The sequence below is a fragment of the Bradyrhizobium sp. CCGB12 genome, from assembly GCF_024199845.1.
Lineage (GTDB): Bacteria > Pseudomonadota > Alphaproteobacteria > Rhizobiales > Xanthobacteraceae > Bradyrhizobium.
Map to the genome: position 1 here is coordinate 1,494,557 of NZ_JANADO010000001.1, position 25,432 is coordinate 1,519,988.

Genomic DNA, 25,432 nt, shown 5'->3' on the forward strand with positions numbered 1-25,432 from the left:
ATCTACCCGATGGCGCGCGGCAGCATGCCCTTTGCGGTGATTTCCGCTGAAAGCTCTTCGATGGACTTACGTTGTTCCATGGCGGTGCGGCGGATCAACGCAAAGGCGGCCGGCTCGGCGAGCGCGCGCGAATGCATGACCTGAAGGACGGCGGCCAGAACGACACGACGTGACCGAAGGCGTTGCTCGAGCTTGACGATCTGCTGCTTGAACTCGTTGGTGCGTTCGTTTCGTTCGAACGCCATGACGAGCGCCGCGTAGATGCCGGCCGAACGCAACGGCTTGACGAGGAACGAGGCTGGATCGAGCTCGAACACCAGCTTCAGGCGGCTCGGCGTCTCGGTGCCGAGCAGGGCGATGACCGGACAGTGTCCCAGCAGCGCGCGCAGCGCCGGGTGTACCACTGGCAGGAAATCATCGTCGATCAGCATCAGATCCGGAGCGAAATTGATTGCGCCCGCGGGCTCCCATGCGATGCCGTCTATGCCCAGACGCTCGAACTGGCGTCGCACGATCGAGGCGTCGCGGTCGTCCTTGATGGCGACGAGAGCCTTGCGTCCGCGCAGCGAAAATGAAGACGGCTTGCTCATTTTACAACTCGCAAATGCGGCGCATTCGGCGATGAGCTGCCCTTCGAGGTGTCCCTCGCGGGGCTGACGGCAACGTCGAGCTGCGTCAGGTAAGGATCCGGTTTAACGGGCGCATCAGCTTCCCAGAAAATGTCGAACTGTCCCGCCGCATTGGAGACCGCGAGCCGCGGCGTAAGGACGCAATGATTGTTGCTGCCGTCGATCCAGACCGGTCCCTGCGGTGAATTGTAGCGATAACCGGCCGCGGCGCGCCTGACCTCGCCGATATCGGACGTGCCGGCCCGCTGCAGCGCGCGTGCCAGCAGATGGACGGCGACATAGGCAGATTGTCCGTCGACGGAGGGGCTGCTGTCGTCGCCATGGCGTGCCTTCCAGCGCGCGACGAAGGCCCGGTTTTCCGGCAGGCGGATGCTTTCGAAATAAGCCGACGATGTGATGCAGCCCACCGAGGCCGGTCCGACGATCGCGAGCTCCGGCTCGCACAGACTGCAGCTCAACATGGGAATCTCGAGCCCTGCCGCCTTGGTGCCGGCGTGGAAGGCGCGGATGAAGTCGTAGCTGGAGCTCCCGACCAGCGTGTTGAACACGATCGGTGGCTTGCGACGGACAATCTCGTCGACGATGTGCTCGACGGCGCTTTCGCCGAGTTCGAGCAGTCGTTCGGCCAGGATGTGGCCGTCGGCCGCGCTGACCAATTCCCGCGTGACGCGATTGGTCTCCCATGTCCACACATAGTTGGAGCCGACGCAGAAGATCTCGCGCGACAGATTGTCGAGCACGTAACGGACGAGCGGCAGGACGTTGTGATTGGGCGACGCGCCGACATAGATGACGTTGTCGGAGCACTCGAAGCCCTCGTAGCGCGCGGGATACCAGAGCAGGCGATCGGTCCGCTCGACGATCGGCAGGACCTGTTTGCGCGAAGCCGAGGTATAGCAGCCGATGATATGCGCGACCCCGACGTTGCGGATGAGATCGTCGCAAGCCGTATGGTACTCAGAGATGATGCCGCGGGGATCGCGGATGTGAGCGGCGATCGAGAAATCGAATTCGGACTGCTCGTTGATTTCGTCGACCGCCATGATGGCGCTCTTGAGGATCTCGCGACCCATGGCCTGATACGGCCCGGATTGCGAGCAGATGATGCCAACGGGAATGGACGGCTTTGTCATTGACGACTTTCGGCACTGCGACGCGAGGATGAAATCATCATCGGCGATGACGGCGCAAGTGGCTTGCCGGTTTGCTGCGCAGCAGGCTCGCGAAATTTAGGCAGACAGCCTCGTTGACAATGCGATAGGCAGTTACATAGAATTTTCGACTACAGGGCTACCTGTCGGACTTCGCGTGCGACGATCTGGCCGATGACGTCCAGCTCTCCACATCAAGTGCTTCGTTCGATTTCGGACCCTAAGCGATAGATCATAGCCGCGGCATTTGAGCCATTCGTCGCCTCATTCGGGAGGGACGGGTGGCTTTTTTCGTTTGCCGCCCAGGGAGGCTGGCGATGCGCCCGTATCGCCAGAATGGTGACGCATGCGCGAGCGCGGCGCAGCGTCACGTCGCGTGTGAGGATGAAGGACGATGGCGGCAACAGATCTCCACTATCTCGGATTGGTCGATGTCGGACGGAAGATCCAGGCGAAGGAGCTGTCGCCGGTCGAAGTGACCAAGGCGATGCTCGGGCGGATCGAGAGCCTCGATGGCAAGCTCAAGAGCTTTGCGTATGTGATGGCGGACTCGGCGCTCGCGGAAGCCGCCGCGGCCGAGAAGGAGATCGCATCCGGCAAGATCAAAGGGCCGCTGCACGGCGTTCCGGTGGCGGTCAAGGATCTTTGCTGGGCCAAGGGCGCGCCGGCAGCGCATGGCATGACCATCCATCGCGATTTCCGTCCGACGGAGGACGCAACGGTGGTCGCGCGGCTCAAGGATGCCGGCGCAATCATTCTCGGCAAACTGCAGCAGACCGAGGGAGCCTACGCCGACCACCACCCGAAGATCGATCCGCCGAAGAACCCGTGGAATGCGGATCTCTGGTCCGGCGCATCCTCGAGCGGCTCCGGTGTCGCGACGGCGGCCGGCCTCTGTTTCGGGTCGCTCGGCACCGACACAGGCGGATCGATCCGCTTTCCGTCGGCAGCCAACGGCGTCACCGGGCTCAAGCCGACCTGGGGACGTGTCAGCCGCTACGGCGCGTTCGAGCTCGCAGCCACGCTGGATCACATTGGCCCGATGGCCCGGAGTGCGCTTGATTGCGGCGCCATCCTCGGCGTGATCGCAGGACAGGATCCCAAGGACACGACATCCGTGCCGCTGCCGGTGCCTGACTATCTTGCCGGTCTCTCCGGCGATCTGCGCGGCGTGACGATCGGGATCGACCGGCGCTGGACCAGCGAAGGTATCGATAACGATGCCACCAAGGCGCTGAGCGAAGGTCTGCGTGTGGCGGCCGACCTCGGTGCGAAGATCAGGGAGATCACGTTCCCTGATCCCAAGGCAGTCATTGAGGATTGGTTCCCGCTCTGCGGCGTCGAGGTTGCCGTCGCGCATGAGGAGACCTATCCCGCGCGCAAGGATGAGTACGGTCCGGCGCTCGCGGGTCTGCTCGACCTTGGCCGGCAGCAGTCCGGCATGGACTACCAGAAGATCGTGCTACGCCGCGAGGCGTTTCGCGGCGCGGTTCGCCTGCTGTTCGAGACAGTCGATCTCCTCGCAGTGCCGGCGCAGGCCTTCGCTGCGCCGACCCTCGCCAAGATGGCGGCACTCGGCGAAGACGCGTCCCTCATCGCGGGATTGCTCCGCTTCACGTGCCCGTTCGACATGACGGGAAGCCCGACCGTGACGTTGCCCGGCGGCTTCGCGGCGAATGGCGGTCCGGTCGGCTTCCAGTTCGTCGGGCGTCATTTCGACGAAGCCAGCCTCGTTCGCGCCGGCGATGCATTCCAGCGCGTGACCGATTGGCACAAGCGTCATCCCGGGATCTGATTGAGGAGCCATTCGCATGTCCGCAGAAGACTGGTTGAAGACATCAATCATGGCCAAGCGCGCGGTCGCAAAGGGCGCGACCGGCACGACCCATAGCCTGACGATCGAGCAGCAGGGCGGCTTCCACTACGTCTACGGTCCCTATGCCAAGCCAACCTTGTCGATCGATCCGGGCGGGGTGGTCGTCGTCGAGACTGAAGATGCCTTTGGCGGCGTGCTCACGAAGGAGACCGACAGCCCGACCGCCAAACTGAACTTTCCCTACCTCAATCCGCAATGCGGGCCGATCGCGGTCAAGGGCGCCAAGAAGGGCGATTGCCTTGCGGTCTACATCCGCGACGTCGAAACGCGGGGTGAACAGCCGGCCGGCACGACCTGCATCATTCCCGAGTTCGGCGGACTGGTCGGAACCGCTTCGACGGCACTGCTCAATCCGCCGCTGCCGGAACGCGTGAAGAAGCTGCATGTCGACCGGAACGGCGTGCGCTGGAACGACAAGATCACGCTGCCCTACGAGCCCTTCATCGGCACCATCGGCGTCTCGCCGGAGATCGAGGCGATCTCGTCGCTGCAGCCGGACTATCACGGCGGCAACATGGATCTTCCCGACGTCGCGCCCGGCGCGATCATCTATTTCCCGGTGCATACCGACGGCGGGATGCTCTACGTCGGCGACTGCCATGCGACGCAGGGCGATGGCGAGTTGTCCGGCGTTGCGATGGAGCAGCGCGCGACCGTCACGTTGCAGGTTGACCTGATCAAGAACTGGAGCTTTGCCTGGCCCCGGCTCGAGACCAAGGACTTCATCATGACGATCGGCAGCGCGCGTCCGCTCGAGGATGCGGCGCGCATCGCCTATCGCGAGCTCGTGCGATGGATGGCGGCCGATTACGGCTTCGACGAGATCGACGCCTATATGCTGCTCAGCCAGGCCGGCCGCATGCGCCTCGGCAACATGGTCGACCCCAAATACACGATGGGGGCATCCATCCTGAAGAATTACCTCAAGCCATGACATCCAGCCGCTTTCAACAACAGGGGATATCGCGATGAATTCGGGACGCAAGCTCGGAATGGTTTTGCTCGGCGCCATGCTTGGAACAGCGACGGCGATCAGTGTTGCCCAGGCGGCCGAGCCGCCGTTGAAGGTAGGTCTGCTCGAGGACGTCTCCGGCGACCTCGCCTTCATGGGCATGCCGAAGCTGCACGGCTCGCAGCTGGCCGTCGAGGAGATCAACAAGAGCGGCGGCATCCTGGGGCGGCAGATCGAGCTGATCCACCTCGATCCGCAGGGCGACAATGCGCGCTATCAGGAATTCGGCCGGCGCCTGCTCAATCGCGACAAGGTCGACGTGCTGATCGGCGGCATCACCTCGGCCTCGCGCGAAGCGCTGCGCCCGATCGTCGATCGCACCACGACGCCGTACTTCTACACCAACCAGTACGAAGGCGGCGTCTGCGACGCCAGCATGATCAGCATGGGCGCGGTGCCCGAGCAGCAGTTCTCGACGCTGATTCCCTGGATGGTCGAGAAGTTCGGCAAGAAGGTCTATGTGATCGCGGCCGATTACAATTTCGGTCAGATCTCGGCGGAGTGGAATCGCAAGATCATGAAGGATCTCGGCGGCGAGGTCGTGGGTGAGGAGTTCATTCCACTCGGCGTGTCCCAGTTCGCGCAGACCATCCAGAACATCCAGAAGGCAAAGCCGGACTGGCTGCTCACGATCAATGTCGGTGCTGCCCAGGATTCGTTCTTCGAGCAGGCGGCAGCCGCCAATCTCAACCTGCCGATGGGATCTTCGATCAAGGTCATGCTCGGGTTCGAGCACAAGCGGTTCAAGCCGCCGGCGCTCAACAACATGCACGCGACCGCGAACTGGTTCGAGGAGATCGATACGCCCGAGGCCAACGAGTTCAAGAAGCGCTGGCACGCCAAATTCCCCGACGAGCTCTACATCAACGACATGGGCTACAACGCCTATAATGCGCTCTACATGTACAAGGCGCTGGTCGAGAAGGCGAAGTCGATCAAGCTCGAGGACATGCGGAAGGTGATCGCGACCGGCGATGCTTGCATCGACGCTCCCGAAGGCAAGGTCTGCATCGATCCGAAGAGCCAGCACACCTCGCACCGCATGCGCCTGATCTCGGTCGGGCCGAAGCATGAGGTGAAGGTCGAGAAGGACTACGGCACGATCCAGCCATACTGGCTTGGTGAGATCGGCTGCGATCTCACCAAGAAGAACGACAAGGATCAGTACACGCCGAGCCATCTCCCGAAGAAGTCCTGACGCGGGCACGGTTCTTGCTCGTGTCGAGCACGACGATAAAGCAAGCCGGCGCCGCGACGATGCGGCGCCGCCATCGAGGGGATCGAGATGTCGGCTGAATTGTTCTCGTTGTTCTATCAGTTCGCCGACGTCTTCGCGTTCCTCATTCTTTCGGCCGCAGGTCTCGCCATCGTGTTCGGCATGATGGGCGTCATCAACATGGCGCATGGCGAGTTCATCATGTGCGGTGCCTATGTGACCGTCGGACTTGTGAATTTGGGCGTGCCGCTCGCGGTCGCCCAGATCCTCGCTGCGGTGACGGCGGGGCTCATCGGTGTCCTCGTCGAGTTCCTGGTGGTGCGGCGCTTCTACAAGCGGCCTCTGGATTCATTGCTCGCGACCTGGGGGCTCAGCCTGATCGTGACGCAATCGATGCTCTTGATTGTCGGTTCCGCTGTGCGGGGCATCGGAACGCCCGAGGGAAGCTTTGTCATCGGCGGCTATACGTTCTCGACTTACCGCCTCGTGCTGTTCGGTTGCGCGGTGGCGGTGCTGGCCGGTCTCTACATCATCTTCATGAAGACGCGGTTCGGCGTAATCGCCCGCGCGACGATGCAGAATGCGGCGATGGCGAGGGCGCTGGGCGCGCGCACCGGCCGCATCTATGCGATCAGCTTCGGGATCGGCACCGGCCTCGCCGGGCTCTGCGGGGCGCTCTACGCGCCGACCATGACGCTGATCCCGACCATGGGCGCGACCTTCGTGGTCGAAAGCTTCGTGACGGTGGTGATCGGCGGGGCAAACGTGCTGCTCGGAACGGCGCCGGCCGCCGTGTTCCTGGCGATGATCCGGATGGCGTTGAATGCGAGCTACGGTCAGATCATCGGACAGATCGGCATGCTGGTGGCCGTCATCCTGATCATTCGCGTGCTGCCCGAGGGGCTCTCCAGCGTGCTGGTGCGCCGTGGGCGCTAAGGGAAAATGTTGATGTTCAAGCTGCTGGAAGGCCCACAGACGCTCGGACGGGGCAGGTTGTTCTGGTCATGCTTCGTTGCGGTGCTCGCAGGGGCGCTGGCCTATCCGTTGTTCGCCGATTCCTACGATGTCGGAAATTTTGCCTACTTCCTGATCTGGATCTTCATGGCGCTCGGCCTCTGCCTGATGTGGGGCTATGGCGGCATGCTGTCGTTCGGCCAGACGCTTTTCTTCGGTATCGCCGGCTACGGCTACGGCGTGCTGGCGATCAACATGGGCGGCGGCACGGCGACGATCGCCGCGCTCGTGCTCGCCGTCGTCCTCGCGATGATCGCGGCTGGTGTCCTCGGCTACTTCATGATCTGGGGCGGGATCAACGGTATCTTCTTCGGCATCGTGACGCTGTCCGCGACGCTGGTGCTCGCCTTTTTCCTCGGCCAGACCGCAGGGCCGGAATGGCACATCGGCCCAGCGCGGCTGAACGGCTTCAACGGCATGAAAGGCATGGACCCGCTGACCGTGGGCGACTTCTATATCGAGGGGTCGGCGCTATATTACGTCATGGTCGCGCTGATCGTGATTGTCTATCTCGCGCTGCGCATGTTGGTGAATTCGGGCATCGGCAATGTCATCGTGGCGACGCGGGAAAACCCGCAGCGCGCCGAGATGCTGGGCTACGACGTCAGGAAATATCAGCTGCTGACCTTCGTGATCGGCAGCGGTCTCGCGGGCCTTAGCGGCGCTCTCTATACATCCTGGGGTCAGTTCATTACGCCGTCCAGCATCGGCCTGCCGGCTGCTGCAATGCCCATCGTGTGGGTGGCTTTCTCCGGGCGGAGCGATTTGACCGCGACCCTGGTCGGATCGTTCCTGCTGCTGTTTGGTTTCCAGACCATCACGGTTTACAGCCAGCAGGCCGCGCTGGTGCTGATGGGCGCGCTGCTCCTCGCCACGGTGATGCTGGCGCCGCAGGGCTTTGTGCTCGGCATCGGCAAGCTCGCCGCCGACTGGTGGCACGGGCGCCGCCGGCGCGACGACGGCGCCGTCATGGCGGAGGCTGGTCGCCTGCGGTCGGAAGAGTCCTGATCATGGCGCTGGTCGAAGTCAAAAACGTATCGAAGCGCTTCGGCGGATTGACCGCCGTCTCCGGCGTCGATCTCACGGTCACCGCCGGAGAGGTCCATTGCCTGATCGGACCCAACGGCGCCGGCAAGAGCACGCTGTTCAAGCTGATCGTCGGCCTCTACCCGCCGACCCAGGGCAGCATCTTGTTCGATGCCGTCGACATCACGGCCGAGCGTCCCTACGCGCGCGTGCAGCGGGGCATGAGCATCAAGATGCAGGCTCCGAGCGTGTTCAAGGAGCTGCCGGTCCGGCAGAACATCCAGATCGCGCTTCAGGAGCGATTGTCCGGGGCGGAACGCATCGCCGAGGAGGATCGCCTCTTGACGCTGCTCAACCTCGGGCCGGACAGCGAGAAGCTCGCCGGCGCGCTGTCGCATGGTCAGCAGCAATGGCTGGAGATCGGAATGGCGCTGGCGCTGAAGCCGCAGCTCCTGCTGCTGGACGAGCCGACGGCCGGCATGTCGCCGGAAGAGACCTTCAAGACCGGCGAGCTGATCAAGTCGTTCAATGCTGAGGGAATGACGGTGCTTGTGGTCGAGCACGACATGGCCTTCGTACGCCAGGTCGCCCAGCGCGTCACGGTGCTGCATCTCGGCAAGATTTTTGCGCGCGGCACTCTCGAAGGCATTCTGCAGGACGAGAAGGTCGCGGAAATCTATCTCGGTAAGACCCATGCTCACTAAAGTTTCGCCTACTGAACGGATTTTGGACGTTGCGGAATTATGGGCGGGATACGGCGCGACGCCGATCCTGCAGGGTGTCACCATGTCGGTCTCGCGCGGCGAGATCGTCGGCGTGATCGGCCGCAACGGGGTCGGCAAGTCGACCCTGATGCGTTGCCTGATCGGCCTGCTGCAAACCTGGCGCGGAACGATCAGCTTCATGGGGCGCGACGTCACCGCGCTCGAGGCCGACGCGAGGGCGAGGGCGGGCTTCGGCTACATCCCGCAGGGACGGGATGTCTTTCCGCAGATGACCGTTGAGGAAAACCTCCAGGTCGGCGAACTCATCGGCGGTCCCGATGGCAAGAAGCTGCCGGAGCTCGTCTATGAGTATTTTCCGCGGCTGAAGGAGCGCCGGCGGCAGGCCGCGGGCACTATGTCCGGCGGCGAGCAACAGCAGCTCGCCATTGGCCGCGCGCTGATCGGCAATCCGTCCCTGATGATCCTGGACGAGCCGTCCGAGGGCATCCAGCCCTCGATCGTGCAGCACATCTGCGACGCGCTGAAATCGTTCCGGGACGAGCTCGGGACCACGATCATCTTCGTCGAGCAGAATCTCGACACGATCCTGGCGATCGCCGAGCGCTGCTACATCATGGAGAAGGGCAAGGTCACGCGATCGCTGGCAGGGCACGAGGTCAACGAGGACAATGTCCGGGAACAACTTTTGCTCTGACCGGCCCTCTCGGTTGGTGGGGCATGACCTGATTAATAGACGGCAATAACGGAGGGAATGGACATGGATCTGGGACTCAAGGGAGCAAAGGTTCTCGTCACCGGCAGCACCAAGGGCATCGGCAGGGCGATTGCCGATACGTTCGCGGCGGAAGGCGCCAATGTCGGCATCTGCGCGCGCAATCAGGCCGACGTCGACGGCGCGGTCGCCGCGATCAAGGCGAAAGGTGTCGCTGCGTTCGGCAGTTCGGTCGATGTCTCCAACGGCCCGGCGCTCAAGGCCTGGGTCGAGGACATGGCTGCGAAGCTTGGCGGCATCGACGTCGTCGTCGCCAATGTCAGCGCGTTGTCGATCGGTCAGGACGAGGAAAGCTGGGAGAAGGAGTTTTCCACCGACATGATGGGGACGGTGCGGCTGGTCAGTGCGGCGATGCCGTATCTGGAGAAGAGCAAGGCTGCCGCGATCGTCACCATCTCCAGCGTGTCGGGACGCGAGGTCGATTTCGCCAGCGGTCCCTACGGCACGTTCAAGGCCGCGATCATTCACTACACGCAAGGGCTCGCCTTCCAGCTCGCCGGCAAGGGTATCCGCGCCAACTCGGTGTCGCCGGGCAACACCTATTTCGAGGGCGGTGTCTGGAATCAGATCAAGGACGGTAATCCCGAACTGTACAAGACTGCGCTCGCGCTCAACCCGACCGGCCGCATGGGCACACCGCAGGAAATGGCGAACGGCGCGGTGTTCCTCGCCAGCAGGGCGGCGAGCTTCATTACGGGGACCAACCTCGTGATCGATGGCGCCCTCACGCGCGGGGTGCAGTTCTAGGCGCGTCCTGAGCGCAACGTCATCACGAGACCGCGCCGTGTCTGCGGCGCCGGTGGGCGAAGCCGTCTTTCGACAACAGCAGGGCTGTCAGATGTCAGCAGATCCAATCCACTACAAGTCGATCATCGAACTCTCCGAGCTGTTCCGCCGCGGCGAGCTTCTGCCCTCGAAGGTGACCGAGGCCATGCTGAGCCGGATCGCGAAGCTCGATGGCAGGTTTCACGGCTATGCCCTCGTGCTCGCCGAGCGCGCCATGGCACAGGCGAAACGCTGTGACGCCGAGCTTGCCAGCGGCATTTGGCGCGGGCCGTTGCATGGCGTGCCGATCGGGCTAAAGGATCTCTGCTACACCACCTTCGCACCGACCGCGGGCGGCACCACGATCCACGCCAAGTTCGTCCCGTCCTTCAATGCGACGATCGTGGACCGGCTCGAACTCGCCGGCGCCGTCACGCTCGGCAAGCTGAAGATGACCGAGGGCGCCTATACCAGCCATCATCCCGACGACCAGGCGCCGCTCAATCCCTGGGGCGTCGACTATTGGGTCGGCTCGTCGTCGAGCGGATCGGGCGTTGCGACCTCGGCGGGGCTCTGCTTCGGTTCGATCGGCAGCGACACCGGCGGTTCGATCCGGTTTCCGTCCGCGACGTGCGGGCTGACCGGCATCAAGCCGACCTGGGGACGCGTCAGCCGCCACGGCATCTTTCCGCTGGCGGACTCGCTCGATCACGTCGGGCCGATGTGCCGGAGCGCGGCGGATGCCGCAGCCATGCTCGGCGTCATCGCAGGCGCTGATGTCAACGATCCGACCGCCGTGCAGGCGCCGGTGCCGGACTATCTGGCCGGGATCGGCGAGGGCATTCGTGGCCTCAGGATCGGCGTGGACCGCAGCTATACCCAGGACGGCATCGATCCTCAGGTGGTCGCGGCCTTGCTGGAGGCCGAACGGACGCTCACGGACCTCGGCGCTGACATCCGCGAGGTCAAGTTTCCGGCTTTCGAAAAACTCGTCAGCATGTGGATTCCGATGTGCTCGGTCGAGACCGCAGAGGCGCATCTCGAAACCTATCCGTCGCGCAAGTCGGAATATGGTCCCGATTTGGCGCAGTTGATCGAGCAGGGCAGGTCGATGAGCGGCGTCGATATCGCAGCGATCCATCATGAGCGGCTGAAGTTCTGCGGCAGCCTTGCCGCGCTGTTCGACGATGTCGATTTGCTCCTGATCCCGACCATGCCGGTGCCGATTCCGACGCTGACCAAGATGGGCGAATACGGTGCCGATCCAAACGTGCTGCTCAGCATCCTGCGTTTCACTGCGGTGTTCGACTTCTCGGGCAGCCCGACCATCACGCTGCCCAATGGCATGGCGTCGGATGGGTTGCCGCTCAGCATGCAGCTCGTCGGTCCGCATCTGTCCGAAGCCATGCTTGCGCGCGCCGGACATGCTTTTCAATCCGTGACGGATTGGCACACGCGGCGCGCTCCCATCGAATGAAGGCTCCCGCGGCTCCCGGGTTGCGCGCTCGGGAAGTTTTCAGGCGCTTAAGTACCAACATCCATTACCTCGCGGGTAATGGAATGGCCGAAATCCGCATGCTAGTTTTCGGTCATGAACGCACATGCAACCACCGCACGCACCGAAGGCAGCCAGCCGGTCCATATCGGCGACCATTTACGCGAATGGCGGCAGCGCCGCCGCATGAGCCAGCTCGATCTCGCCGGCGAGGCGGAGATCTCGGCGCGGCATCTGAGCTTCGTCGAGACCGGCCGCGCCGCGCCCTCGCGCGACATGGTGCTCAGGCTCGCCGAACGTCTCGACGTGCCCTTGCGTGAACGCAACGTGCTGCTGGTCGCGGCAGGCTATGCGCCCGCGTTCCAGCAGCGTCCGCTGGAGGATCCTGCCTTGAAATCAGCCCGCCAGGCGATCGACCTTGTCCTCAAAGCACATGAGCCCAATCCGGCGCTGGCGGTGGACCGGCACTGGAACCTGGTCTCGGCCAACCGCATGGTGGCGCCGCTGCTCGACGGCATCCCGCACCATCTGCTCGGCCAGCCCTTCAACGTGCTCAGGCTCGCGTTCCATCCCGAGGCGCTGGCGCCACGCACGGTCAACCTTGCGGAATGGTGCGGGCATCTGCTCGAACGGTTGCACCGGCAATGCGAGGCCACGGCCGATCCTGAGCTGATCAAGCTCTATAACGGTCTGAAGAGCTATCCCATCCCGGCGCGCGCGGCGCCGCTGTCGAGCGACAATGTCGCAATTCCCTTCAAGCTGCGCCACGGAGGAGAGATCCTGAGCTTCTTCTCCACCACCATGGTGTTCGGCACGCCCGTCGACATCACCCTGTCGGAGCTGGCGCTGGAAACCTTCTTTCCGGCGGACGAGCGCACTGCCGAACGGCTGAAGCAGATGGCGGCCGGTCTTTCGTAGCGCGTTTACAGCGCGCAGCGGCGCTCGCATAATCGGCAGATGGATACACGCTCCTCGCGGCCGTTGCGGCCCGCCAACCCGGTCGGCGATCTCCTGCGCGCCTGGCGGATGCGCCGTGCGTTGAGCCAGGCGGAGCTGGCGTTCGAGGCCGGCATCTCGGTCAAGCATCTCAGCCATGTCGAGACGGGCAAGGCGGCGGCCAGCCGCGACATCCTGCTACAACTCGCCTCAGCCCTGGATCTGTCGCTGCGCGACCGCAACGCGCTGCTCGAGGCCGGCGGTTTCGCGCGGCAATATGGCGAGCGCGATCTCGCGGCACCGGAGCTTGCCGATGCGCGTCGCGCCATTGACCTTCTGCTGCGGCGGCACGAGCCGTTCCCCGCGATCGTGACCGACCGGCGCTGGAACGTGAAAGAGGCCAATCGCGCGGCGTCACGCCTGATGACCATGCTGCTCGGGCCCGAGCGCATGCAGCGCCCGCTCAACCACATGCGCATGTTCCTTGCGCCGAACGAGCTGAGGCCGTTCGTCGAGAACTGGCCGGGCGTGGCGGCGGCATTGTTGTCGCGGGCGCGCCATGAAGCCATGGCCGCGCCGCTCGATGAGGCCCTGCAATCGACCTGGCGCGAACTGATGCGCTTGCCGGAGCTCCCTGCGCCTCAGCTCGAGGACAACGCCGTGCCGGGCCCGCTCTGCGAGGTGCGCCTGCGCAGGGGCGATGTCGGCATCGGCCTGATCGGTACGGTTCTGACGCTGGGCACGCCACAGGACGTGACGCTCCAGGAGCTTCGCGTCGAGATGTTCATGCCTGTTGATGCCGCGTCCGAAGCCACCCTGACCGCACTTGCGGCTCAGGACGCCTGAGCCTGCACGGCGTCACGCCGTTCGAACGTCATCGACTGCATCACCTCGGCGAACGGGCCCTTGCGGTCGCTCAGCGTTGCCGTGGTAAGGCCCGCACCATTGGCGCCGACACGCGTGGCAGCGCGGATCAGGATCCATTCGCCCTCCGGGGGACGGAAGAAATAGAGGCTGATCTCGGGATTGATGAAGGTCCAGCTGCGCATGTCGACGATCTGCGCGACGCCGCTGGCGAAGTCGGCGGCCTGCACGGCCTGGAGCATCGGCGTATTCGGCTCGCCCTCCACCAAGGCGGCATCGAGCCGCATCCAGGCGGCTGCGGGACCCGGCTTTTCCAGCGCGCCCTCGATCAGCCGCACCGACACGTTCTGGAAATAGCGGCTCCATTTCTGCGCGAAGGCCGGCGGTGGGCTGCCCGTTTCGGGCGCCTTGTCCGGCGTTGCGGGCCCGGCGAAGGGATCGGCCGGCGACTCTCCGCCCTGCGCCGTCAGCAGCGCTGTGCAACGGCCGATCTCGGTCTCGCCGTCCATCAGCCGCACCTGCACGGTCTTGGCCTTGCGGCCGTCGCGCAACCATTCCGTCGCGGTTCTGAAGGTGTGCAGGCCCGCCGGTCGCCAGAGGTCGAAGGTCAGGCGCCGCACCGCAAAGCCCGATTCGGTTGCGAGCCGCTCGACCTCACGGGCCATCAGCGCGGTGGTGGCGCTTCCTTGCAACATATCCGGCGACCACGGACCGCCGGCATGCTCCGTGGCCCGGAAATGATGACCTTCCGGCCTGAATATGGCTGTCATTGCAGTCTCCCGCTGTTTCGATCGTGGCCGTGAGTATCGGGGCGGGTCCGGCCTCTCACAATAACCGCAGAGGTGAAGTCGTGAGCCATGCGGGACGGCGCCTTGCGCGGCCTCCCGTTCGGCTTATCTTCCGGCAGACCCGTAGACTGCCCGAAGGAGGCGCCGCCCATGAGCACGTTGAAACCGCTCCAGATCGACGTCGTCTCCGACGTGGTGTGCCCCTGGTGCTATATCGGCAAGCACCGCATCGAGAGCGCGCTGGCGCTCGTGCCCGACGTTCCGGTCAAGCTCAATTTCCGGCCCTTCTTCCTCAATCCCTGGGTGCCGCGCGAGGGCATCAGCCGCGAGGCTTATCTCACCCAGAAGTTCGGCTCGGTCGAGGCCTACAAGGGCATTGCCGGGCGCGTCGTTGCGGCCGCAGGAGAGGAGGGGCTCGTCTACAAGCCCGAGCTGGTCGCGCGTCAGCCCAACACGACCGACTGCCATCGCCTGATCCTGTGGGCCGAGGCGATCGGCAAGGCGCCCGAGATGAAGCAGCGCCTGATGGAGCTCTATTTCCGCGACGGCGGCGACCTCACCGACGTCAATGTGCTGGTCCAGGCGGGGGCCGACATTGGCCTCGACGCCGATGACGTGCGCAAGCGCCTTGCCACCGACGAGGACGTCGCGCGCGTTTCGGCCGATGCGCAGGAGGCCGCCGAGAAGGGCATCTCGGGCGTGCCGACTTACGTGTTCGCGCAGAAATACGCCGTTTCCGGTGCACAGGATCCGAACCTGCTCGCCCGCGCCATCCGCCAGGTCTCGGCAGAGATCAACGCCGAGGCGGCGGAGTAGTCGGCTTATTTACGGAGCAGGCGAACGGCGCGGCGCGCCGCCGCGTAGGCGGCGCCGTGCGCCGCGAGCGCCCCGTGGATGAGCGCGACCACCGGATCGTTCCGCCGCAGCGGGACCAGCACGTCACCAATCGCGAAGCGTCCCCGCCAGATCGGATTGATCATGGGGTGATCGGCGCTCGCCGTCGAATCCGCGCTGGCAATGGCCGGATCGGCGCAGAGATGGCGGGTGAGGTCGAGCGTGAGCTGTACGCCCGGCGAATATTTTGCAAAGCGCTGGTCAATGCCGAGCTTGAAGAAGAAGGCGCGATCCTGATGACGCAACACGATGCCGGCGGCGACCGGTGTCGTGCCGGCGCGAAGCGTGATGATCTCGACTTGCGCAGTTTCCGCCAGCGCCGCGACGGCACGGCGGATGAAGGTCGCGTCGCCCTCGTGCTGGATCAGCGCGGTGCCGCGCTTGCCCTTCCACCCGCTGGCCTCGAGCTGCAAGAACGTTTCGAGCGCCGGCCCGATCTCGCCGCGCTCTCGCGCGACCTCGAACGCGACGGGGCCGTTCTCTTCGAGCCGATGGCGCTGGCGGCGCAGCTCCTTCAGCTTCCTGGCGCCGAGCGCCTCGCGCAGCAGCCCATCGCCGTCTTGCGTCGCATCGAGGCTGGCGCGGATGTAGGAGCTGAGCACGCGTGGCTTCAGGCCGTCACGATTGAGAACCTGATTGAGAGCGGTCATTGCAGCGCCGTCGAGCGCGACGTCGTTCAGCACGAGCGCGCGCGCACCAGCCGCGCGCGCCTGCTGCAACAGACGCGTGGCGGCCTCGATCGGAGCATCGCGATCGATCAGTGGGCTGCACAGCGTGCCATAGGGATGCGCGCTCACCAGCGCGGGCAGAGGAATCTTCCAGGCGCGCCAGAGCGAGGTCGCGGGCATCAGCCCGATCAGCCGCGTCGAAGATCCGTCGAATGCGGGAAGCGCCGAGGCATCCGTGCGGCCGCGGGCCGTTGCGCTGACGGCGAGCTCCCAGCCGGGCAGGTAATAGCCGTTCGGCTCGACTGCGCGTTGCGCGAGCGCGCCCCATTGGCCGGGATCGATGGCGGTGAGCGGAACGCGCGCGCGCGCGGCCGCGGCATCCTTTGCAGATGCCGGCTCGGTAATCGCCGCCTGATGCGCGATGTCGACCACGTCCCGTCGTCCCCGTGTTACGCGGCCATGCTTAGCGCAAAGATTGGAAAATACCGTTGGGACGCCGCGTCAATTCGAATGATAATATTAACGTCTCGTTGAGCATCCGGCCGCCCGATCGCCGGTCGTATCGATGGATGCGCAGGGATTGCTCTGGACCTGGAGGATCACAATGATCGCCACGCCCTTCACGCCAATGGCATCGCTCCTGGGCGGAGCGCTGATCGGACTGTCCGCCGTGCTGCTGATGTGGGCGACGGGACGGATCGCTGGGGTCAGCGGTATCGCGGCGCGGCTGTTTCCGCCCTATGAGGACCGCGAATTCGCCGGCCGGATCGCCTTCGTCGCTGGCCTTATCGTGGCGCCCGTGCTGGTTCGGCTCGTCACCGGCAACCTGCCGGAGCAGACGATCCTGGCTGGGCCGGCCGTTTTGATCGTCGGTGGATTGCTCACCGGTTTCGGCGCGGTGTGGGGCAGCGGCTGCACGTCCGGCCATGGCGTCTGCGGGCTGTCGCGGCTCTCGATGCGTTCACTGGTGGCGACCATCACCTTCATGGTGACGGCGATGGTGACTGTCTTCTTGATGCGGCACTGGAGCTGATCGCGATGGCAATCTTCGTCCAATTCAGCATTGGCCTGATGTTCGGCCTCGGCCTCATCGTTTCCGGCATGTCGAATCCGGCAAAGGTCCTGAATTTCCTCGATGTCGGCGGCATCGCGAAAGGCACGTGGGACGCCAGCCTTGCTTTCGTGATGGCTGGCGCGGTCGCGGTCGCCTTCCTCGGCTTCAGCCGCGTCTTGAAGCTCGCACGACCGTTCTTCGCCGAACGCTTCTACGTTCCCACGCGAGCAGACATCGACCCAAGAATTGTCGTTGGTCCGGCGATCTTCGGCATCGGCTGGGGACTGGTGGGCTTCTGTCCGGGGCCGGCACTGACAGCGCTCGGATTTGGTTCGCGTTCCGCCTTCATTTACGTCGTGGCGATGTTTGCGGGCATGGTGGCTGCGCGGTTCGTCACGCACTTGCCTACGGCAAGGCGCGTCGTCACGCCGGCCGATCCGCTCGAAACCCAATAGGAGTGGGACCGGGCGAGTTGTCACGTCCGGTCCCGCCCATTAACCCTTCATCGATTACCAGCGATCGTCGCCGACGCCCACACCGACGCTGACGCCAGGCGCGCGTATGCCGACGCCGGCGCGCGGGCCGTCATCCCAGTCGCGACGATACGTCCGACGCTCGTAGTAGCGATCGCGCGGCATGGTCGCGTAGGAATCGCGCACGATCACGCGCGAGCCGCCGCGGGTGCGATAGCAGTTGCCGGCATCGTCGCAGACGAGCCGCACTTGCTGGATGAGTTCGGGGTTGGTGTATTCGCTGGTCGAATAGATGTCGGCGGCCTTGGCGCCGGTTGCTGCGGCCAGCGCGCCGGCGCCTGCCAACAACGCAATCGTGAATATCCTCATCATGTCCTCCTCGAAACTGCCCTCGGCGGTAACAAGAAGGGGAGGCGGTGATCGTTCCGGACGCAATGCTGGTTTTTCCCGGAACTTGGCGTTCGTCGAGGCGGGTTCCTAGATCGGCTCGTAAATCTCGGTCCCGCAGATGTCGTCGGCTTCCGCACGCCGGCGGTCGACGACCTTTCCACCTGAAATGGTCACGATGTAGGTCTGGGCGCCCAGCGACGTCCCGGTCGCGGAAGTGAGCTGGGCGCGGACGCAGGCCGTCCAGCCCGGTCCTCGCACCTCACGGTGGGGCGGGGCGACGTGCACCTCGCGCGGATAGGACGTGTTGAGGAAGACCACGTCGATCTGCTCACGCACCACGCGCTTGACGTCGGGGGCCGGCTCGGGCGGCTGCTGCTCGGCTTCCTTCATGCGCATGAACTCGGGCACCGGCGCGCGGCTGTCGGCAAAGCCGCAGGCACCGAGTGCGAGCGCGCCGGCGAGCAGCGCCGCATGAGCAATGAGCCGAAACATCCGTGAAGGTTCCCCCTGCGGGCCAACAAATAGGCACGAATGCGATCCGGCGAAGTCCCGCCCGATCAAGATTTGCTGAAGTCTTGGACCCCGCGGCATTTGCTATTAGGGGATCGCCGGCTAGCTTGTACCCCAGGCGAGGGGGATTGCATCAATGAGGGTTTTGATCATAGCGGCCGCAGTGCTGGCGCTGGCGGCTGGATCGGCTGAGGCGCAGATGGGCGCCGGCAGCAAGCGGCATAGCAACGACGCCAAGGCGGACAACAAGCCCAAGGTCGACGACAAGGCCTACAAGGCCGCACTCGAGCGCATTCCCGAGCCCAAGGAAAAGTATGATCCGTGGGGCGGGGCTCGCCCGAGCGAGCCCGCCAAGAAATCGAAATAGAACGAGGCGGGCGTTGCGGATCCACCTGCGCGTTGCGGCCGCATTCGTGACGCTCGTGTCGTTGGCGGTGCCGCCATGCGAACACCAGCCGTGCCATACATCGCATCAAGCGAAGCGCCGACATTGTGGTCGCGCACCATCGATCGTCCCGGCGGACGATTTCTCACGGCGTCATCAGTGATCGCGCTCGCGATCGTCGTGCTTGCGATCGCAAGCCTGAGCTGGCGTCGCCGCCGTCGTCGTATCACGCAATCATAATCGTGTTGTGGATGCGATGCGAACGATCGTTCACATCGCGTCCGCTATTGCACGAAAGCGAGGCCGACGCGCCGGTCGCTGCGCCACACGGGGCGGCAATTCCGGACGAAATTGTCGCACGAAATCGACAGCTTGAAGCTCGGCGGCAGCGTTGCGGGGCCGTCGAGATCGATGGCCGCGCCATCGGCCGATAGATTTCGCACGGTGCATGCGATTCCGCTATTTTCAAAGGCGATCGTGCCGCCCTTGAAAACACGGTGACGCTGTGCTGCACGCCTTTCAATCATTTGCGTTCATCCACAATGAGCATTGTGAAATAGCGCATAGAAATTACGTCGAAATAAACTCAATACTGGCGCTACTTGCACTGCGCTTCAGACTTCGTTTACGACGTTGACGCGGAGATTCTCTCCGCCGACTTTCCCCACAAGCCTTTCTTTTATGGCGTTACGCGCCGATGGAGATACTGATGAAGACCACGCTTTCGCTTTTGTTCGCCGCAGCGCTCTCGCTATCGTCGATGCCCGCCCACGCCGTCAAGTGGGACCTCTCGACCATGAGCTGCAAGCAGTTCCTCGAGAGCGGCGAAGACAACATCCAGGTCGTGCTGACCTGGATGGACGGCTGGTACAAGGGCGACGAGGACAACGCGATCATCGACACCGACGTGTTCATCGAGAACGCCAAGAAGTTTGGTGCCTATTGCGGAAAGAATCCGACCGCAAGCATCGTCACCGCGGCCGACGACGTGCTCGGCAAGTAAGCTGCGCAACGTCTGACGCGCGATAGAAATCGCGCGGTGGTATTCTGCTTTGATATGATCGCCATCGAGAGCCGCGGTGCGCTTTAGCGCTCATGCGGCTCTCTTCTTTTGACGTGATGCTCAGCCCGGCAACATCGCGAACGCGCTCGACACCATCGCGACCGGCTTGTTGTCGGCGGCCGAGAGCAGCGTGACGCGGCCAAAGCTCATGGTGCGTCCGAGCCGCACCACGCGGGCGTCCGCCAGCACGTCCGAGGAGGTGGCCGCACGCATGAAATGCGTGGTCTGGTCGACGGTGGTCATCGGACGATAGCCGCGATTGGCGGCGAGGATCGCGATCACCATCGCGGTGTCGGCGAGCGCCATCAGCGCCTGGCCGCAGACCACGCCGCCGTTGCGGCACAGCCGCTCCGAGAACGGCATGCGCAAGAGCGCGCCCGGCTGCCAGTCCGGCGCATCCGCTGGCTGTGCGTGCTCGATGCGCTCGACCGAAAGGTCGAGATCCCGGACCCAGGGCGCAAAGACCTCGGCGAGGATGCGTCTGGCGTCAGTGATCCCGAACTCGGCGTCTGGCTGCGTTTGCATTGCTGTCGTTCCCTCCATTGTTTCCGGATGTTTCACCGCATTCTGCGCGCATCGGCACAGCAAAGTCACCCGGTCTCGCGCGGGCCCCGTCGGCTTGAAAATGCCCGACTTCGCCCGATATGATGCCTCGCTTGGGTACGGGTGGGTGATGCTGCGTCGATGTGTTCTGGCCTTTTGTCTGGCCGCGTTCGGCCTTGGGCTGAACGGGTGCACCAAATGCGGCCCGATCTGGGACGACTGGCTGCATGCGCCGAAATCGTGCAGATCGGACCGGCTCTAGCGGCCATGCGGCCCTGAGCTTGCGTTTCGCCGCGACAAGGATGACAAGGCGCGGGCGATCCGTGCTTCCATGGATGATCAAGGAGTGGATGATGAAGCTTTTCCGTTTGGCCGCGGTGCTGGCCGTGCTGGCGGGACCGGCCTATGCGCAGATGCCCAATATCAATCTGATGCAGGACGCCCCGAGCAAGTCCCCCGAGGAGAAGGCCGCGGAAGCCGAGCGTGACAAGGCCTACAAGGAGACGCTGAAGAAAATTCCGGACTCCAAGGCGTCCAACGATCCCTGGGGCGGCATGCGCTCCGATCCGCCGAAACAGTCGGCGGCGCCGAAGGCCTCGGCCGCGACCAGCGCGCCGAAGAAGAAATCCGGCACGGCCGCCAATTGACCTTCCGCCGATCGGAGGCGGCTGACGCCTCCGGCCGGGACTCCTCGTTGCCCTGCTGGCCTCCTACATCTCGAAAAGAGCGTATGGCGTAGAGGAGGCGTGACATGGCCGATCGTCCGCGGGATCTTGCCGAGCGGATGGCGCGCCGGCGCAAGGCGGGCGGCAAGCCGGACCATGCGACCGGCGACGGCTATCTGCGCGAGACCTTCACGCTGCCGCGCGCGGCGGCGCGGGCGAGGGCGGAGGCCTTCTTCGCACGCTACCCCAAGGCCGGTTATATGAGCGCGGTCGAGACCTGGCGCGAATTGCCCGGCGGCGACATCGAATTCACCATGCGGCGGCTGCCCAGCGCGGACTGAAGCGCGATGCGACCAGGATGAATCGTCATCGCGCGTTAGGCTATTGTTTGAGCGTGCGTCCTATTCGAGCGTTTCCGCGACGATGCGGATCCGGAACACGGGCTCCTTGGCCTCGTCCAGCAGCTCCATGTGCCATTCGGAATTTTCCTGGAGCTTGCGGGCAATGCCGGCGGCCATGTCGGCGCAGACGCTGGTCATCTCCCTCCAGGCCAAATCGCGGTCGGCAAACTCCGTCGCCTGGTCCGCGCAGCCGGAATAACGGCCGTTCCTGATTCGAAAGAAATAGAGCGGCATGGCTGGCACCGATCACGCGTGATGGCCCCACCCCAAGGCCATGGGCGCGCAGTGCAATCCCAAACCATGTTCAGATCAATTCCGGGCGGCTACGGACTACACCCCGTGGGGGCGCCGCGCTGATCTCACTCAGACCGGCCGGTCCAGGCCGTCTTGCTCAGGCCGTCTTGCTCAGGTCGTCTTGCGCTCGATGGCCCTCAGCTCCCGGTCGATGCGCAGCTGCACCCGCCTGATCGCCAGCAAGTCGATCTTCGTCTCGGTCTTGCCGGACTTGATCTGCTCGCCGATGCGGAACTGCCACTGCCAAATTCCGGGATCGGCCGTCTTGGCGACGGTGAACTCAATGCCCCTGTGATTCATGGTCACGCTCCCACGATTCACCTTCCACGACATGCAACATGTTGGCGGCCACAATATTCCCCGGACAAAGTGAAATCCGTCGGTAAGCCTGGGATCGTTCACGAGGTCGGGAACTTCGTTCATGGTCGGAGAACCACGGAGCAGTGCAGCATACGACGGCATGTGCCTTGCTCTGCTTGGTCTTCGGCGTCATCCAGTCCGGACTGACCTCGCTGATCGTGTCGGGCATCGCCAGCCTTCCCGCAGGCAGCTCTATGGTCTTCCTCGGGCATTGGATGGTGTCGTGGCTGATGGCATAGGCTGCGATACTGCCGATCGTGCGGGCAGGCATGAAAAAATCCCCGCCTGGGGAGAGCCAAGCGGGGAAGAAAGTTTGATTGGAGGCTGAGGTGCTGGGCTGCAACACCGTAGCCAGGCGACCCTAGCCGGTTCGGCTTACGACAGCCTGACAGGGACCACGCGAATCCGGGCGGGCGTCATGGCTGATCCGGGCCGCCGTTTCATGCTCGCAAACAAAAGACCCCGCTCCGAAGGAGCGGGGTCATGGGCTTGGTATGGAGGCCCGGTGTTGGTCCACCGAGCATGGCAAGATTAGGCGATCAGGCTTACACGCGCCTGACGCTGTCAGTGGAAGTCGCCGATCGCGAGGCCGCAGACTGGCCGCGCGCCCGTCCCAATTTCGACATCCGGCCGCACAACTGGCGACACATCGATCGGCAAGATTCAGCGCGGTCCGGCGCAGCCATGGGGGAAACGTGGCGCGGCGGCAACGGGGTGGCATCATGGATAACGTAGAGCGGTCATTCGCCGCCGCGACGGCGGCTGGCTTCGTCGTGCTGGTGATCAGCCTCGTGCTGCTGGCGCTGCTGTAGGGGCGGGCACGGTGATGCCCCTGCCGCGCGAGGCACACCATGGCCGCGCCGCATCCTTCAAAAATTGAAAAAACAACCCCATGCACAGTAGGCCGCCGGGGGATTTCGCTGTGCGGTCAATGGGTTAATTGAGGTGTCTGGATACCTTGACCGCGCTTGAGCCGCGTTCAGGCGTGCGGCTCCCTGAAAGCGTCGGGGGCGCGCGACTCGCCGACACCTTCGGCGTCTTCACGTCCCATCGCCGGCTCAGCTTCAGCCAGATCCGACAACCGTGGCGGCGGGCCTCAGTGGACCTTGATCTCGGCCAGGGGCAGCTGGAGCTCGGCGGCGCGCTCTTCGCGGTCCTTCCTGCGGAACTCATTTTCCCTGCGCTCGAACTTGCGCATCTCCTCCTGCGCGGCTTCCAGGAGGGGATTGCGCCTGATGACGTCGTGCTGTGTGTTTTCCGTCATGACAGAGGTCCCCAGAGTTGCAGGCCTATCCCGACAGAAGGCCGCAGGCCGCGAAAGGTTCAGTGCCGTACAATTACGGAATTATGACGGCACTCGCGGCAGCGTCTTTGATGTGCATCAGCTTCAAGAACGCAGCCGGATTCGACGCGGCGAGCCGGAGCGCTCCACATCATCGGGGCGTTCGCTGCAGGAGCCAGCTTCGTCAATTTCGAATTCATGACGGGAACCCCGCTGCCCCATTATGGTTAACGGTTTGGCAAAGGAGATTGTCCGATGTCCCATGCCACCCCTTTGATCATCGCCGCGATCGTCGCGAGTTCATCTCTGCTCGTTCTTGCGCAGGCAGGCGGCGCGAATGCCCAGTCCGCGGCAGCAGGCACGGGGACGGGGGCGAGTAGCGCCGGCGTGTCGGCCCCTTCTGGAATGGGGACGGGTGCAGGCAATGCGGGTCCGTCAGCGCCCCCGGGAATGGGGACGAGAGACACCGGCCCCAGCGGAAATCTGGGTAACAGCCAGCCGACGAATCCGAACGTTCAGCCCGCCACACCGGTAAGGTCGCGATCTGCAGCCCAGGCCGCTCGAAATGCCGGGGCTGGCCGCGCTCAAAATGGTCTGCCGATTGGCGCGATTGGGTCCGGCACGAGCAATGAGGATCAGATGGCCGCTACGTCCACCCGCAGGAACGCCCCGCCGGCAGCGCAGGCGCAGGGAAACACCGTTGCAGGGAGCGGCTCCAGCCTTCCGGGCGAGGCAAGCCAGCCGCGGGCCGCACGAGCTGGCGACAAGGTGCTCGATGCCAAAGCGCAGGTCGAGCGACGAACGATCGTGGCGCCCAGGCGCGTTCCGCCTGTAAAACTGGGTCCTAGCCTCTGAGCGAAGCGGCGAAGAGACAGGTTCAGCGCGATGGATCACCGCGCCGCGCTTTGCGTTTCGGCAAGGGGCCAAATTAGGCCCGTGTCCCCAGACCTTCCAAATGAAAGAGGCCGCCAACCGAGGCGGCCATCGGCGGTCCATAAGGACCGTTCAAATCAACAGGCCCCCCGCGAGCAGATGAGGAGGCTGCGCGTTCACATAGGCTAAGGCGCGTCGCCGCGATCCGTGCTTGCATGAGGGTCGTGGTGCTCTTGCCAGCCCCGGAGTGCCGCGTTGGAAATAAAAACGCCGCCCGCTTAAATGGAGCGCGGGCGGCGGCTTTCCAGCCCCGGGTGGGAAATGCAAACCCCCGGTGACGATTAGTCTGAACCGACTAGGTTGAGGTTCAACCACAGAGGGAATTACACGCCCTTTTTTGGGGGCGATGGTTGGGCCAGCCTTAGTCCTATTGCCCCGGATCGCTTTCGCCGCGCGTTGCCGCTTTGACGAAACCCATTCGTCAGGCGGTTTGCAAGAGGCTGGTCGCTGAAAAAAGAGGCCGCCAACCGAGGCGGCCTTACTCCTCTTCTTTCTTGGGCAGCGGGTGGAGTCTATTGCCAAGGAACGTGCTGGGAATCGGCAACTGCAGCAGTTCGAGCGAGTGCGCGCAAATCTGCCGAGTTCGCTCAATCTCTTCGGCGATCAGGGCGGTCTGAACACAAATTTTTCGAGAATAGTCCGACACGGCGGTGCTCCCATGTAGCAGGCGGGAGCGCTCTTGGTCTCTCAGCCACCGACGCCTATGGGCACAGCCGAAGCTGGTGATGCGCGTAAAACTACCGCGGGGCGCTTTGGTTCAGAAATGCACTTGGGACACTAGGTCCAACTTGGGCGCCGAACTGGTTCTTAGCGCGGATTAGTAAACTCAGTTCCGCGAATTAGGACACGCACTTACCAATTCAACTTGGGACACTAGCGGTCAATACGGGCAGCATCCAAATCCCGGCGCAGGCCCGATTGGAACACCCCGCAATTTGAAATTAGGACAGGAACGTTTGCACGTTTGCCAAGTTTTCCCGATGCCCTTCCCCAAGGGTGACCCCGATTGGCCCCAGCTCCCAATGCCCCCCGATATCCCCGCGAGCTGGGGCCATTTTTTCAGGGGAAGGGGTATTGAGTGTTGGTCGAACAAAGCGAGACGGGCAGGCCGCCACTGAGGCGGCCTCACGCTTTTCTCGAATGGGCTGCCAGCCCATCAGCGCTGCCGGATCTCCAAAATTCAACTTGGGACACTGAGGGCCGAATACGGACAGCACCCAAATCCGCAAAGAACATATTGCGAACCTA

The 25,432-nt window shown here is 63.9% G+C and carries 32 protein-coding genes; 19 read left to right on the plus strand and 13 right to left on the minus strand.

The window, feature by feature from the left end:
- Window positions 1-2 precede the first annotated feature (2 nt).
- Window positions 3-590, minus strand: a complete 588-nt coding sequence (locus tag NLM27_RS06905; protein WP_256569940.1) for an ANTAR domain-containing protein — start codon at window positions 588-590, stop codon at window positions 3-5.
- Entirely contained in the window at window positions 587-1,762 is a 1,176-nt protein-coding gene (locus NLM27_RS06910; RefSeq protein WP_254142636.1) for a transporter substrate-binding domain-containing protein, read from the minus strand. Before NLM27_RS06910 ends, NLM27_RS06905 begins: the two co-directional genes overlap by 4 nt.
- Before the next feature lie 412 nt (window positions 1,763-2,174).
- On the opposite strand from NLM27_RS06910, the gene NLM27_RS06915 reads away from it, so the two are divergent.
- The 11 genes from NLM27_RS06915 to NLM27_RS06965 all read left to right on the plus strand — a co-directional run bounded on the left by NLM27_RS06915 (window position 2,175) and on the right by NLM27_RS06965 (window position 13,463).
- Window positions 2,175-3,575: an amidase gene (locus NLM27_RS06915; protein WP_254142637.1), complete on the plus strand. Its 1,401-nt coding sequence runs from the start codon at window positions 2,175-2,177 to the stop codon at window positions 3,573-3,575.
- A gap of 16 nt (window positions 3,576-3,591) precedes the next feature.
- Entirely contained in the window at window positions 3,592-4,590 is a 999-nt protein-coding gene (locus NLM27_RS06920) for an acetamidase/formamidase family protein (RefSeq protein WP_254142638.1), read from the plus strand.
- A 34-nt stretch (window positions 4,591-4,624) separates the two neighbouring features.
- Window positions 4,625-5,866 (plus strand): urea ABC transporter substrate-binding protein, encoded by a 1,242-nt coding sequence (locus tag NLM27_RS06925; RefSeq protein WP_375142233.1) that lies wholly within the window; start codon window positions 4,625-4,627, stop codon window positions 5,864-5,866.
- 87 nt (window positions 5,867-5,953) lie between these two features.
- Window positions 5,954-6,820, plus strand: coding sequence for a branched-chain amino acid ABC transporter permease (locus tag NLM27_RS06930; protein ID WP_254142639.1), 867 nt, complete (start codon window positions 5,954-5,956; stop codon window positions 6,818-6,820).
- Between the two features lie 12 nt (window positions 6,821-6,832).
- Entirely contained in the window at window positions 6,833-7,906 is a 1,074-nt protein-coding gene (locus NLM27_RS06935; protein WP_254142640.1) for a branched-chain amino acid ABC transporter permease, read from the plus strand.
- 2 nt (window positions 7,907-7,908) lie between these two features.
- The gene (locus NLM27_RS06940) at window positions 7,909-8,628 is read left to right on the plus strand and encodes an ABC transporter ATP-binding protein (RefSeq protein WP_254142641.1); all 720 of its coding nucleotides are present in this window, start codon (window positions 7,909-7,911) and stop codon (window positions 8,626-8,628) included.
- Complete coding sequence (locus NLM27_RS06945) at window positions 8,618-9,343, plus strand: ABC transporter ATP-binding protein (RefSeq protein WP_254142642.1); 726 nt, start codon at window positions 8,618-8,620, stop codon at window positions 9,341-9,343. Before NLM27_RS06940 ends, NLM27_RS06945 begins: the two co-directional genes overlap by 11 nt.
- A gap of 63 nt (window positions 9,344-9,406) precedes the next feature.
- Window positions 9,407-10,168 carry an SDR family NAD(P)-dependent oxidoreductase gene (locus tag NLM27_RS06950; protein WP_254142643.1) on the plus strand — a complete coding sequence of 254 codons (762 nt, stop codon included), beginning with the start codon at window positions 9,407-9,409 and terminating at the stop codon, window positions 10,166-10,168.
- 91 nt (window positions 10,169-10,259) lie between these two features.
- Window positions 10,260-11,663, plus strand: coding sequence for an amidase (locus tag NLM27_RS06955; RefSeq protein ID WP_254142644.1), 1,404 nt, complete (start codon window positions 10,260-10,262; stop codon window positions 11,661-11,663).
- Window positions 11,664-11,777: 114 nt separating this feature from the next.
- Window positions 11,778-12,599, plus strand: coding sequence for a helix-turn-helix domain-containing protein (locus NLM27_RS06960; protein WP_254142645.1), 822 nt, complete (start codon window positions 11,778-11,780; stop codon window positions 12,597-12,599).
- A 39-nt stretch (window positions 12,600-12,638) separates the two neighbouring features.
- Entirely contained in the window at window positions 12,639-13,463 is an 825-nt protein-coding gene (locus tag NLM27_RS06965; protein WP_254142646.1) for a helix-turn-helix domain-containing protein, read from the plus strand.
- Here the strand turns inward: NLM27_RS06965 and NLM27_RS06970 are convergent.
- Window positions 13,451-14,251, minus strand: coding sequence for a thioesterase family protein (locus NLM27_RS06970; RefSeq protein ID WP_254142647.1), 801 nt, complete (start codon window positions 14,249-14,251; stop codon window positions 13,451-13,453). The genes NLM27_RS06965 and NLM27_RS06970 overlap by 13 nt on opposite strands.
- Window positions 14,252-14,419: 168 nt before the next feature.
- Here NLM27_RS06970 and NLM27_RS06975 point away from each other — a divergent pair, with 168 nt between their 5' ends.
- Complete coding sequence (locus tag NLM27_RS06975) at window positions 14,420-15,085, plus strand: DsbA family oxidoreductase (protein ID WP_254142648.1); 666 nt, start codon at window positions 14,420-14,422, stop codon at window positions 15,083-15,085.
- Window positions 15,086-15,090: 5 nt separating this feature from the next.
- On the opposite strand, the gene NLM27_RS06980 is transcribed toward NLM27_RS06975, so the two are convergent.
- On the minus strand, window positions 15,091-16,263 hold the full coding sequence (locus NLM27_RS06980) for a GNAT family N-acetyltransferase (RefSeq protein ID WP_254142649.1): 1,173 nt from the start codon (window positions 16,261-16,263) through the stop codon (window positions 15,091-15,093).
- 133 nt (window positions 16,264-16,396) lie between these two features.
- Between NLM27_RS06980 and NLM27_RS06985 the strand changes: the two genes are divergently transcribed.
- A complete protein-coding gene (locus NLM27_RS06985) occupies window positions 16,397-16,864 on the plus strand; it encodes a YeeE/YedE family protein (RefSeq protein WP_375142234.1) in 468 nt (155 codons plus the stop codon).
- A gap of 5 nt (window positions 16,865-16,869) precedes the next feature.
- A complete protein-coding gene (locus tag NLM27_RS06990) occupies window positions 16,870-17,340 on the plus strand; it encodes a YeeE/YedE family protein (RefSeq protein WP_254142651.1) in 471 nt (156 codons plus the stop codon).
- A 54-nt stretch (window positions 17,341-17,394) separates the two neighbouring features.
- Here the strand turns inward: NLM27_RS06990 and NLM27_RS06995 are convergent, their stop codons facing one another.
- Both NLM27_RS06995 and NLM27_RS07000 read right to left on the minus strand, forming a co-directional pair.
- Complete coding sequence (locus tag NLM27_RS06995) at window positions 17,395-17,730, minus strand: hypothetical protein (RefSeq protein WP_254142652.1); 336 nt, start codon at window positions 17,728-17,730, stop codon at window positions 17,395-17,397.
- Window positions 17,731-17,835: 105 nt separating this feature from the next.
- Window positions 17,836-18,240, minus strand: coding sequence for a hypothetical protein (locus NLM27_RS07000; protein ID WP_254142653.1), 405 nt, complete (start codon window positions 18,238-18,240; stop codon window positions 17,836-17,838).
- Window positions 18,241-18,394: 154 nt separating this feature from the next.
- On the opposite strand from NLM27_RS07000, the gene NLM27_RS07005 reads away from it, so the two are divergent.
- Together NLM27_RS07005 and NLM27_RS07010 are read left to right on the plus strand one after the other, a co-directional pair.
- The gene (locus NLM27_RS07005) at window positions 18,395-18,625 is read left to right on the plus strand and encodes a hypothetical protein (RefSeq protein WP_254142654.1); all 231 of its coding nucleotides are present in this window, start codon (window positions 18,395-18,397) and stop codon (window positions 18,623-18,625) included.
- 75 nt (window positions 18,626-18,700) lie between these two features.
- Window positions 18,701-18,883: a hypothetical protein gene (locus NLM27_RS07010; protein WP_254142655.1), complete on the plus strand. Its 183-nt coding sequence runs from the start codon at window positions 18,701-18,703 to the stop codon at window positions 18,881-18,883.
- Between the two features lie 44 nt (window positions 18,884-18,927).
- On the opposite strand, the gene NLM27_RS07015 is transcribed toward NLM27_RS07010, so the two are convergent.
- On the minus strand, window positions 18,928-19,170 hold the full coding sequence (locus NLM27_RS07015; protein WP_254142656.1) for a PilZ domain-containing protein: 243 nt from the start codon (window positions 19,168-19,170) through the stop codon (window positions 18,928-18,930).
- A gap of 182 nt (window positions 19,171-19,352) precedes the next feature.
- Between NLM27_RS07015 and NLM27_RS07020 the strand changes: the two genes are divergently transcribed.
- Window positions 19,353-19,646: an HdeA family protein gene (locus NLM27_RS07020; RefSeq protein WP_254142657.1), complete on the plus strand. Its 294-nt coding sequence runs from the start codon at window positions 19,353-19,355 to the stop codon at window positions 19,644-19,646.
- Between the two features lie 120 nt (window positions 19,647-19,766).
- Here the strand turns inward: NLM27_RS07020 and NLM27_RS07025 are convergent, their stop codons facing one another.
- The gene (locus NLM27_RS07025; RefSeq protein ID WP_254142658.1) at window positions 19,767-20,231 is read right to left on the minus strand and encodes a PaaI family thioesterase; all 465 of its coding nucleotides are present in this window, start codon (window positions 20,229-20,231) and stop codon (window positions 19,767-19,769) included.
- 371 nt (window positions 20,232-20,602) lie between these two features.
- Between NLM27_RS07025 and NLM27_RS07030 the strand changes: the two genes are divergently transcribed.
- Together NLM27_RS07030 and NLM27_RS07035 are read left to right on the plus strand one after the other, a co-directional pair.
- The gene (locus NLM27_RS07030; RefSeq protein ID WP_254142659.1) at window positions 20,603-20,896 is read left to right on the plus strand and encodes a hypothetical protein; all 294 of its coding nucleotides are present in this window, start codon (window positions 20,603-20,605) and stop codon (window positions 20,894-20,896) included.
- Window positions 20,897-21,000: 104 nt separating this feature from the next.
- The gene (locus NLM27_RS07035; protein ID WP_254142660.1) at window positions 21,001-21,255 is read left to right on the plus strand and encodes a hypothetical protein; all 255 of its coding nucleotides are present in this window, start codon (window positions 21,001-21,003) and stop codon (window positions 21,253-21,255) included.
- 60 nt (window positions 21,256-21,315) lie between these two features.
- Here the strand turns inward: NLM27_RS07035 and NLM27_RS07040 are convergent, their stop codons facing one another.
- The 5 genes from NLM27_RS07040 to NLM27_RS07060 form a co-directional block, all read right to left on the minus strand.
- Window positions 21,316-21,549 carry a DUF6894 family protein gene (locus tag NLM27_RS07040; RefSeq protein ID WP_254142661.1) on the minus strand — a complete coding sequence of 78 codons (234 nt, stop codon included), beginning with the start codon at window positions 21,547-21,549 and terminating at the stop codon, window positions 21,316-21,318.
- 171 nt (window positions 21,550-21,720) lie between these two features.
- Window positions 21,721-21,909 (minus strand): hypothetical protein, encoded by a 189-nt coding sequence (locus NLM27_RS07045; protein ID WP_254142662.1) that lies wholly within the window; start codon window positions 21,907-21,909, stop codon window positions 21,721-21,723.
- A complete protein-coding gene (locus NLM27_RS43950; RefSeq protein WP_375142235.1) occupies window positions 21,890-22,240 on the minus strand; it encodes a hypothetical protein in 351 nt (116 codons plus the stop codon). Before NLM27_RS43950 ends, NLM27_RS07045 begins: the two co-directional genes overlap by 20 nt.
- Window positions 22,241-23,065: 825 nt before the next feature.
- Entirely contained in the window at window positions 23,066-23,233 is a 168-nt protein-coding gene (locus tag NLM27_RS07055; protein ID WP_254142663.1) for a hypothetical protein, read from the minus strand.
- Window positions 23,234-24,662: 1,429 nt separating this feature from the next.
- Complete coding sequence (locus NLM27_RS07060) at window positions 24,663-24,830, minus strand: hypothetical protein (protein ID WP_254142664.1); 168 nt, start codon at window positions 24,828-24,830, stop codon at window positions 24,663-24,665.
- Window positions 24,831-25,432 lie beyond the last annotated feature (602 nt).

Bases quoted from the DNA above. Each gene is read 5' to 3' on its own strand.
- NLM27_RS06975 (WP_254142648.1), top strand. From the start codon at position 14,420: ATGAGCACGTTGAAACCGCTCCAGATCGACGTCGTCTCCGACGTGGTG.
- NLM27_RS06905 (WP_256569940.1), bottom strand. From the start codon at position 590: ATGAGCAAGCCGTCTTCATTTTCGCTGCGCGGACGCAAGGCTCTCGTC.
- NLM27_RS06940 (WP_254142641.1), top strand. From the start codon at position 7,909: ATGGCGCTGGTCGAAGTCAAAAACGTATCGAAGCGCTTCGGCGGATTG.
- NLM27_RS06970 (WP_254142647.1), bottom strand. From the start codon at position 14,251: ATGACAGCCATATTCAGGCCGGAAGGTCATCATTTCCGGGCCACGGAG.
- NLM27_RS06945 (WP_254142642.1), top strand. From the start codon at position 8,618: ATGCTCACTAAAGTTTCGCCTACTGAACGGATTTTGGACGTTGCGGAA.
- NLM27_RS07055 (WP_254142663.1), bottom strand. From the start codon at position 23,233: ATGACGGAAAACACACAGCACGACGTCATCAGGCGCAATCCCCTCCTG.
- NLM27_RS07025 (WP_254142658.1), bottom strand. From the start codon at position 20,231: ATGCAAACGCAGCCAGACGCCGAGTTCGGGATCACTGACGCCAGACGC.
- NLM27_RS07030 (WP_254142659.1), top strand. From the start codon at position 20,603: ATGAAGCTTTTCCGTTTGGCCGCGGTGCTGGCCGTGCTGGCGGGACCG.
- NLM27_RS06955 (WP_254142644.1), top strand. From the start codon at position 10,260: ATGTCAGCAGATCCAATCCACTACAAGTCGATCATCGAACTCTCCGAG.
- NLM27_RS07015 (WP_254142656.1), bottom strand. From the start codon at position 19,170: ATGATTGAAAGGCGTGCAGCACAGCGTCACCGTGTTTTCAAGGGCGGC.
- NLM27_RS06995 (WP_254142652.1), bottom strand. From the start codon at position 17,730: ATGATGAGGATATTCACGATTGCGTTGTTGGCAGGCGCCGGCGCGCTG.
- NLM27_RS06960 (WP_254142645.1), top strand. From the start codon at position 11,778: ATGAACGCACATGCAACCACCGCACGCACCGAAGGCAGCCAGCCGGTC.
- NLM27_RS07020 (WP_254142657.1), top strand. From the start codon at position 19,353: ATGAAGACCACGCTTTCGCTTTTGTTCGCCGCAGCGCTCTCGCTATCG.
- NLM27_RS07040 (WP_254142661.1), bottom strand. From the start codon at position 21,549: ATGCCGCTCTATTTCTTTCGAATCAGGAACGGCCGTTATTCCGGCTGC.
- NLM27_RS06920 (WP_254142638.1), top strand. From the start codon at position 3,592: ATGTCCGCAGAAGACTGGTTGAAGACATCAATCATGGCCAAGCGCGCG.
- NLM27_RS06965 (WP_254142646.1), top strand. From the start codon at position 12,639: ATGGATACACGCTCCTCGCGGCCGTTGCGGCCCGCCAACCCGGTCGGC.
- NLM27_RS06950 (WP_254142643.1), top strand. From the start codon at position 9,407: ATGGATCTGGGACTCAAGGGAGCAAAGGTTCTCGTCACCGGCAGCACC.
- NLM27_RS07035 (WP_254142660.1), top strand. From the start codon at position 21,001: ATGGCCGATCGTCCGCGGGATCTTGCCGAGCGGATGGCGCGCCGGCGC.
- NLM27_RS06990 (WP_254142651.1), top strand. From the start codon at position 16,870: ATGGCAATCTTCGTCCAATTCAGCATTGGCCTGATGTTCGGCCTCGGC.
- NLM27_RS06985 (WP_375142234.1), top strand. From the start codon at position 16,397: ATGGATGCGCAGGGATTGCTCTGGACCTGGAGGATCACAATGATCGCC.
- NLM27_RS06910 (WP_254142636.1), bottom strand. From the start codon at position 1,762: ATGACAAAGCCGTCCATTCCCGTTGGCATCATCTGCTCGCAATCCGGG.
- NLM27_RS07000 (WP_254142653.1), bottom strand. From the start codon at position 18,240: ATGTTTCGGCTCATTGCTCATGCGGCGCTGCTCGCCGGCGCGCTCGCA.
- NLM27_RS06915 (WP_254142637.1), top strand. From the start codon at position 2,175: ATGGCGGCAACAGATCTCCACTATCTCGGATTGGTCGATGTCGGACGG.
- NLM27_RS06935 (WP_254142640.1), top strand. From the start codon at position 6,833: ATGTTCAAGCTGCTGGAAGGCCCACAGACGCTCGGACGGGGCAGGTTG.
- NLM27_RS07045 (WP_254142662.1), bottom strand. From the start codon at position 21,909: ATGAATCACAGGGGCATTGAGTTCACCGTCGCCAAGACGGCCGATCCC.
- NLM27_RS07010 (WP_254142655.1), top strand. From the start codon at position 18,701: ATGCGAACACCAGCCGTGCCATACATCGCATCAAGCGAAGCGCCGACA.
- NLM27_RS06925 (WP_375142233.1), top strand. From the start codon at position 4,625: ATGAATTCGGGACGCAAGCTCGGAATGGTTTTGCTCGGCGCCATGCTT.
- NLM27_RS43950 (WP_375142235.1), bottom strand. From the start codon at position 22,240: ATGCCTGCCCGCACGATCGGCAGTATCGCAGCCTATGCCATCAGCCAC.
- NLM27_RS06930 (WP_254142639.1), top strand. From the start codon at position 5,954: ATGTCGGCTGAATTGTTCTCGTTGTTCTATCAGTTCGCCGACGTCTTC.
- NLM27_RS07005 (WP_254142654.1), top strand. From the start codon at position 18,395: ATGAGGGTTTTGATCATAGCGGCCGCAGTGCTGGCGCTGGCGGCTGGA.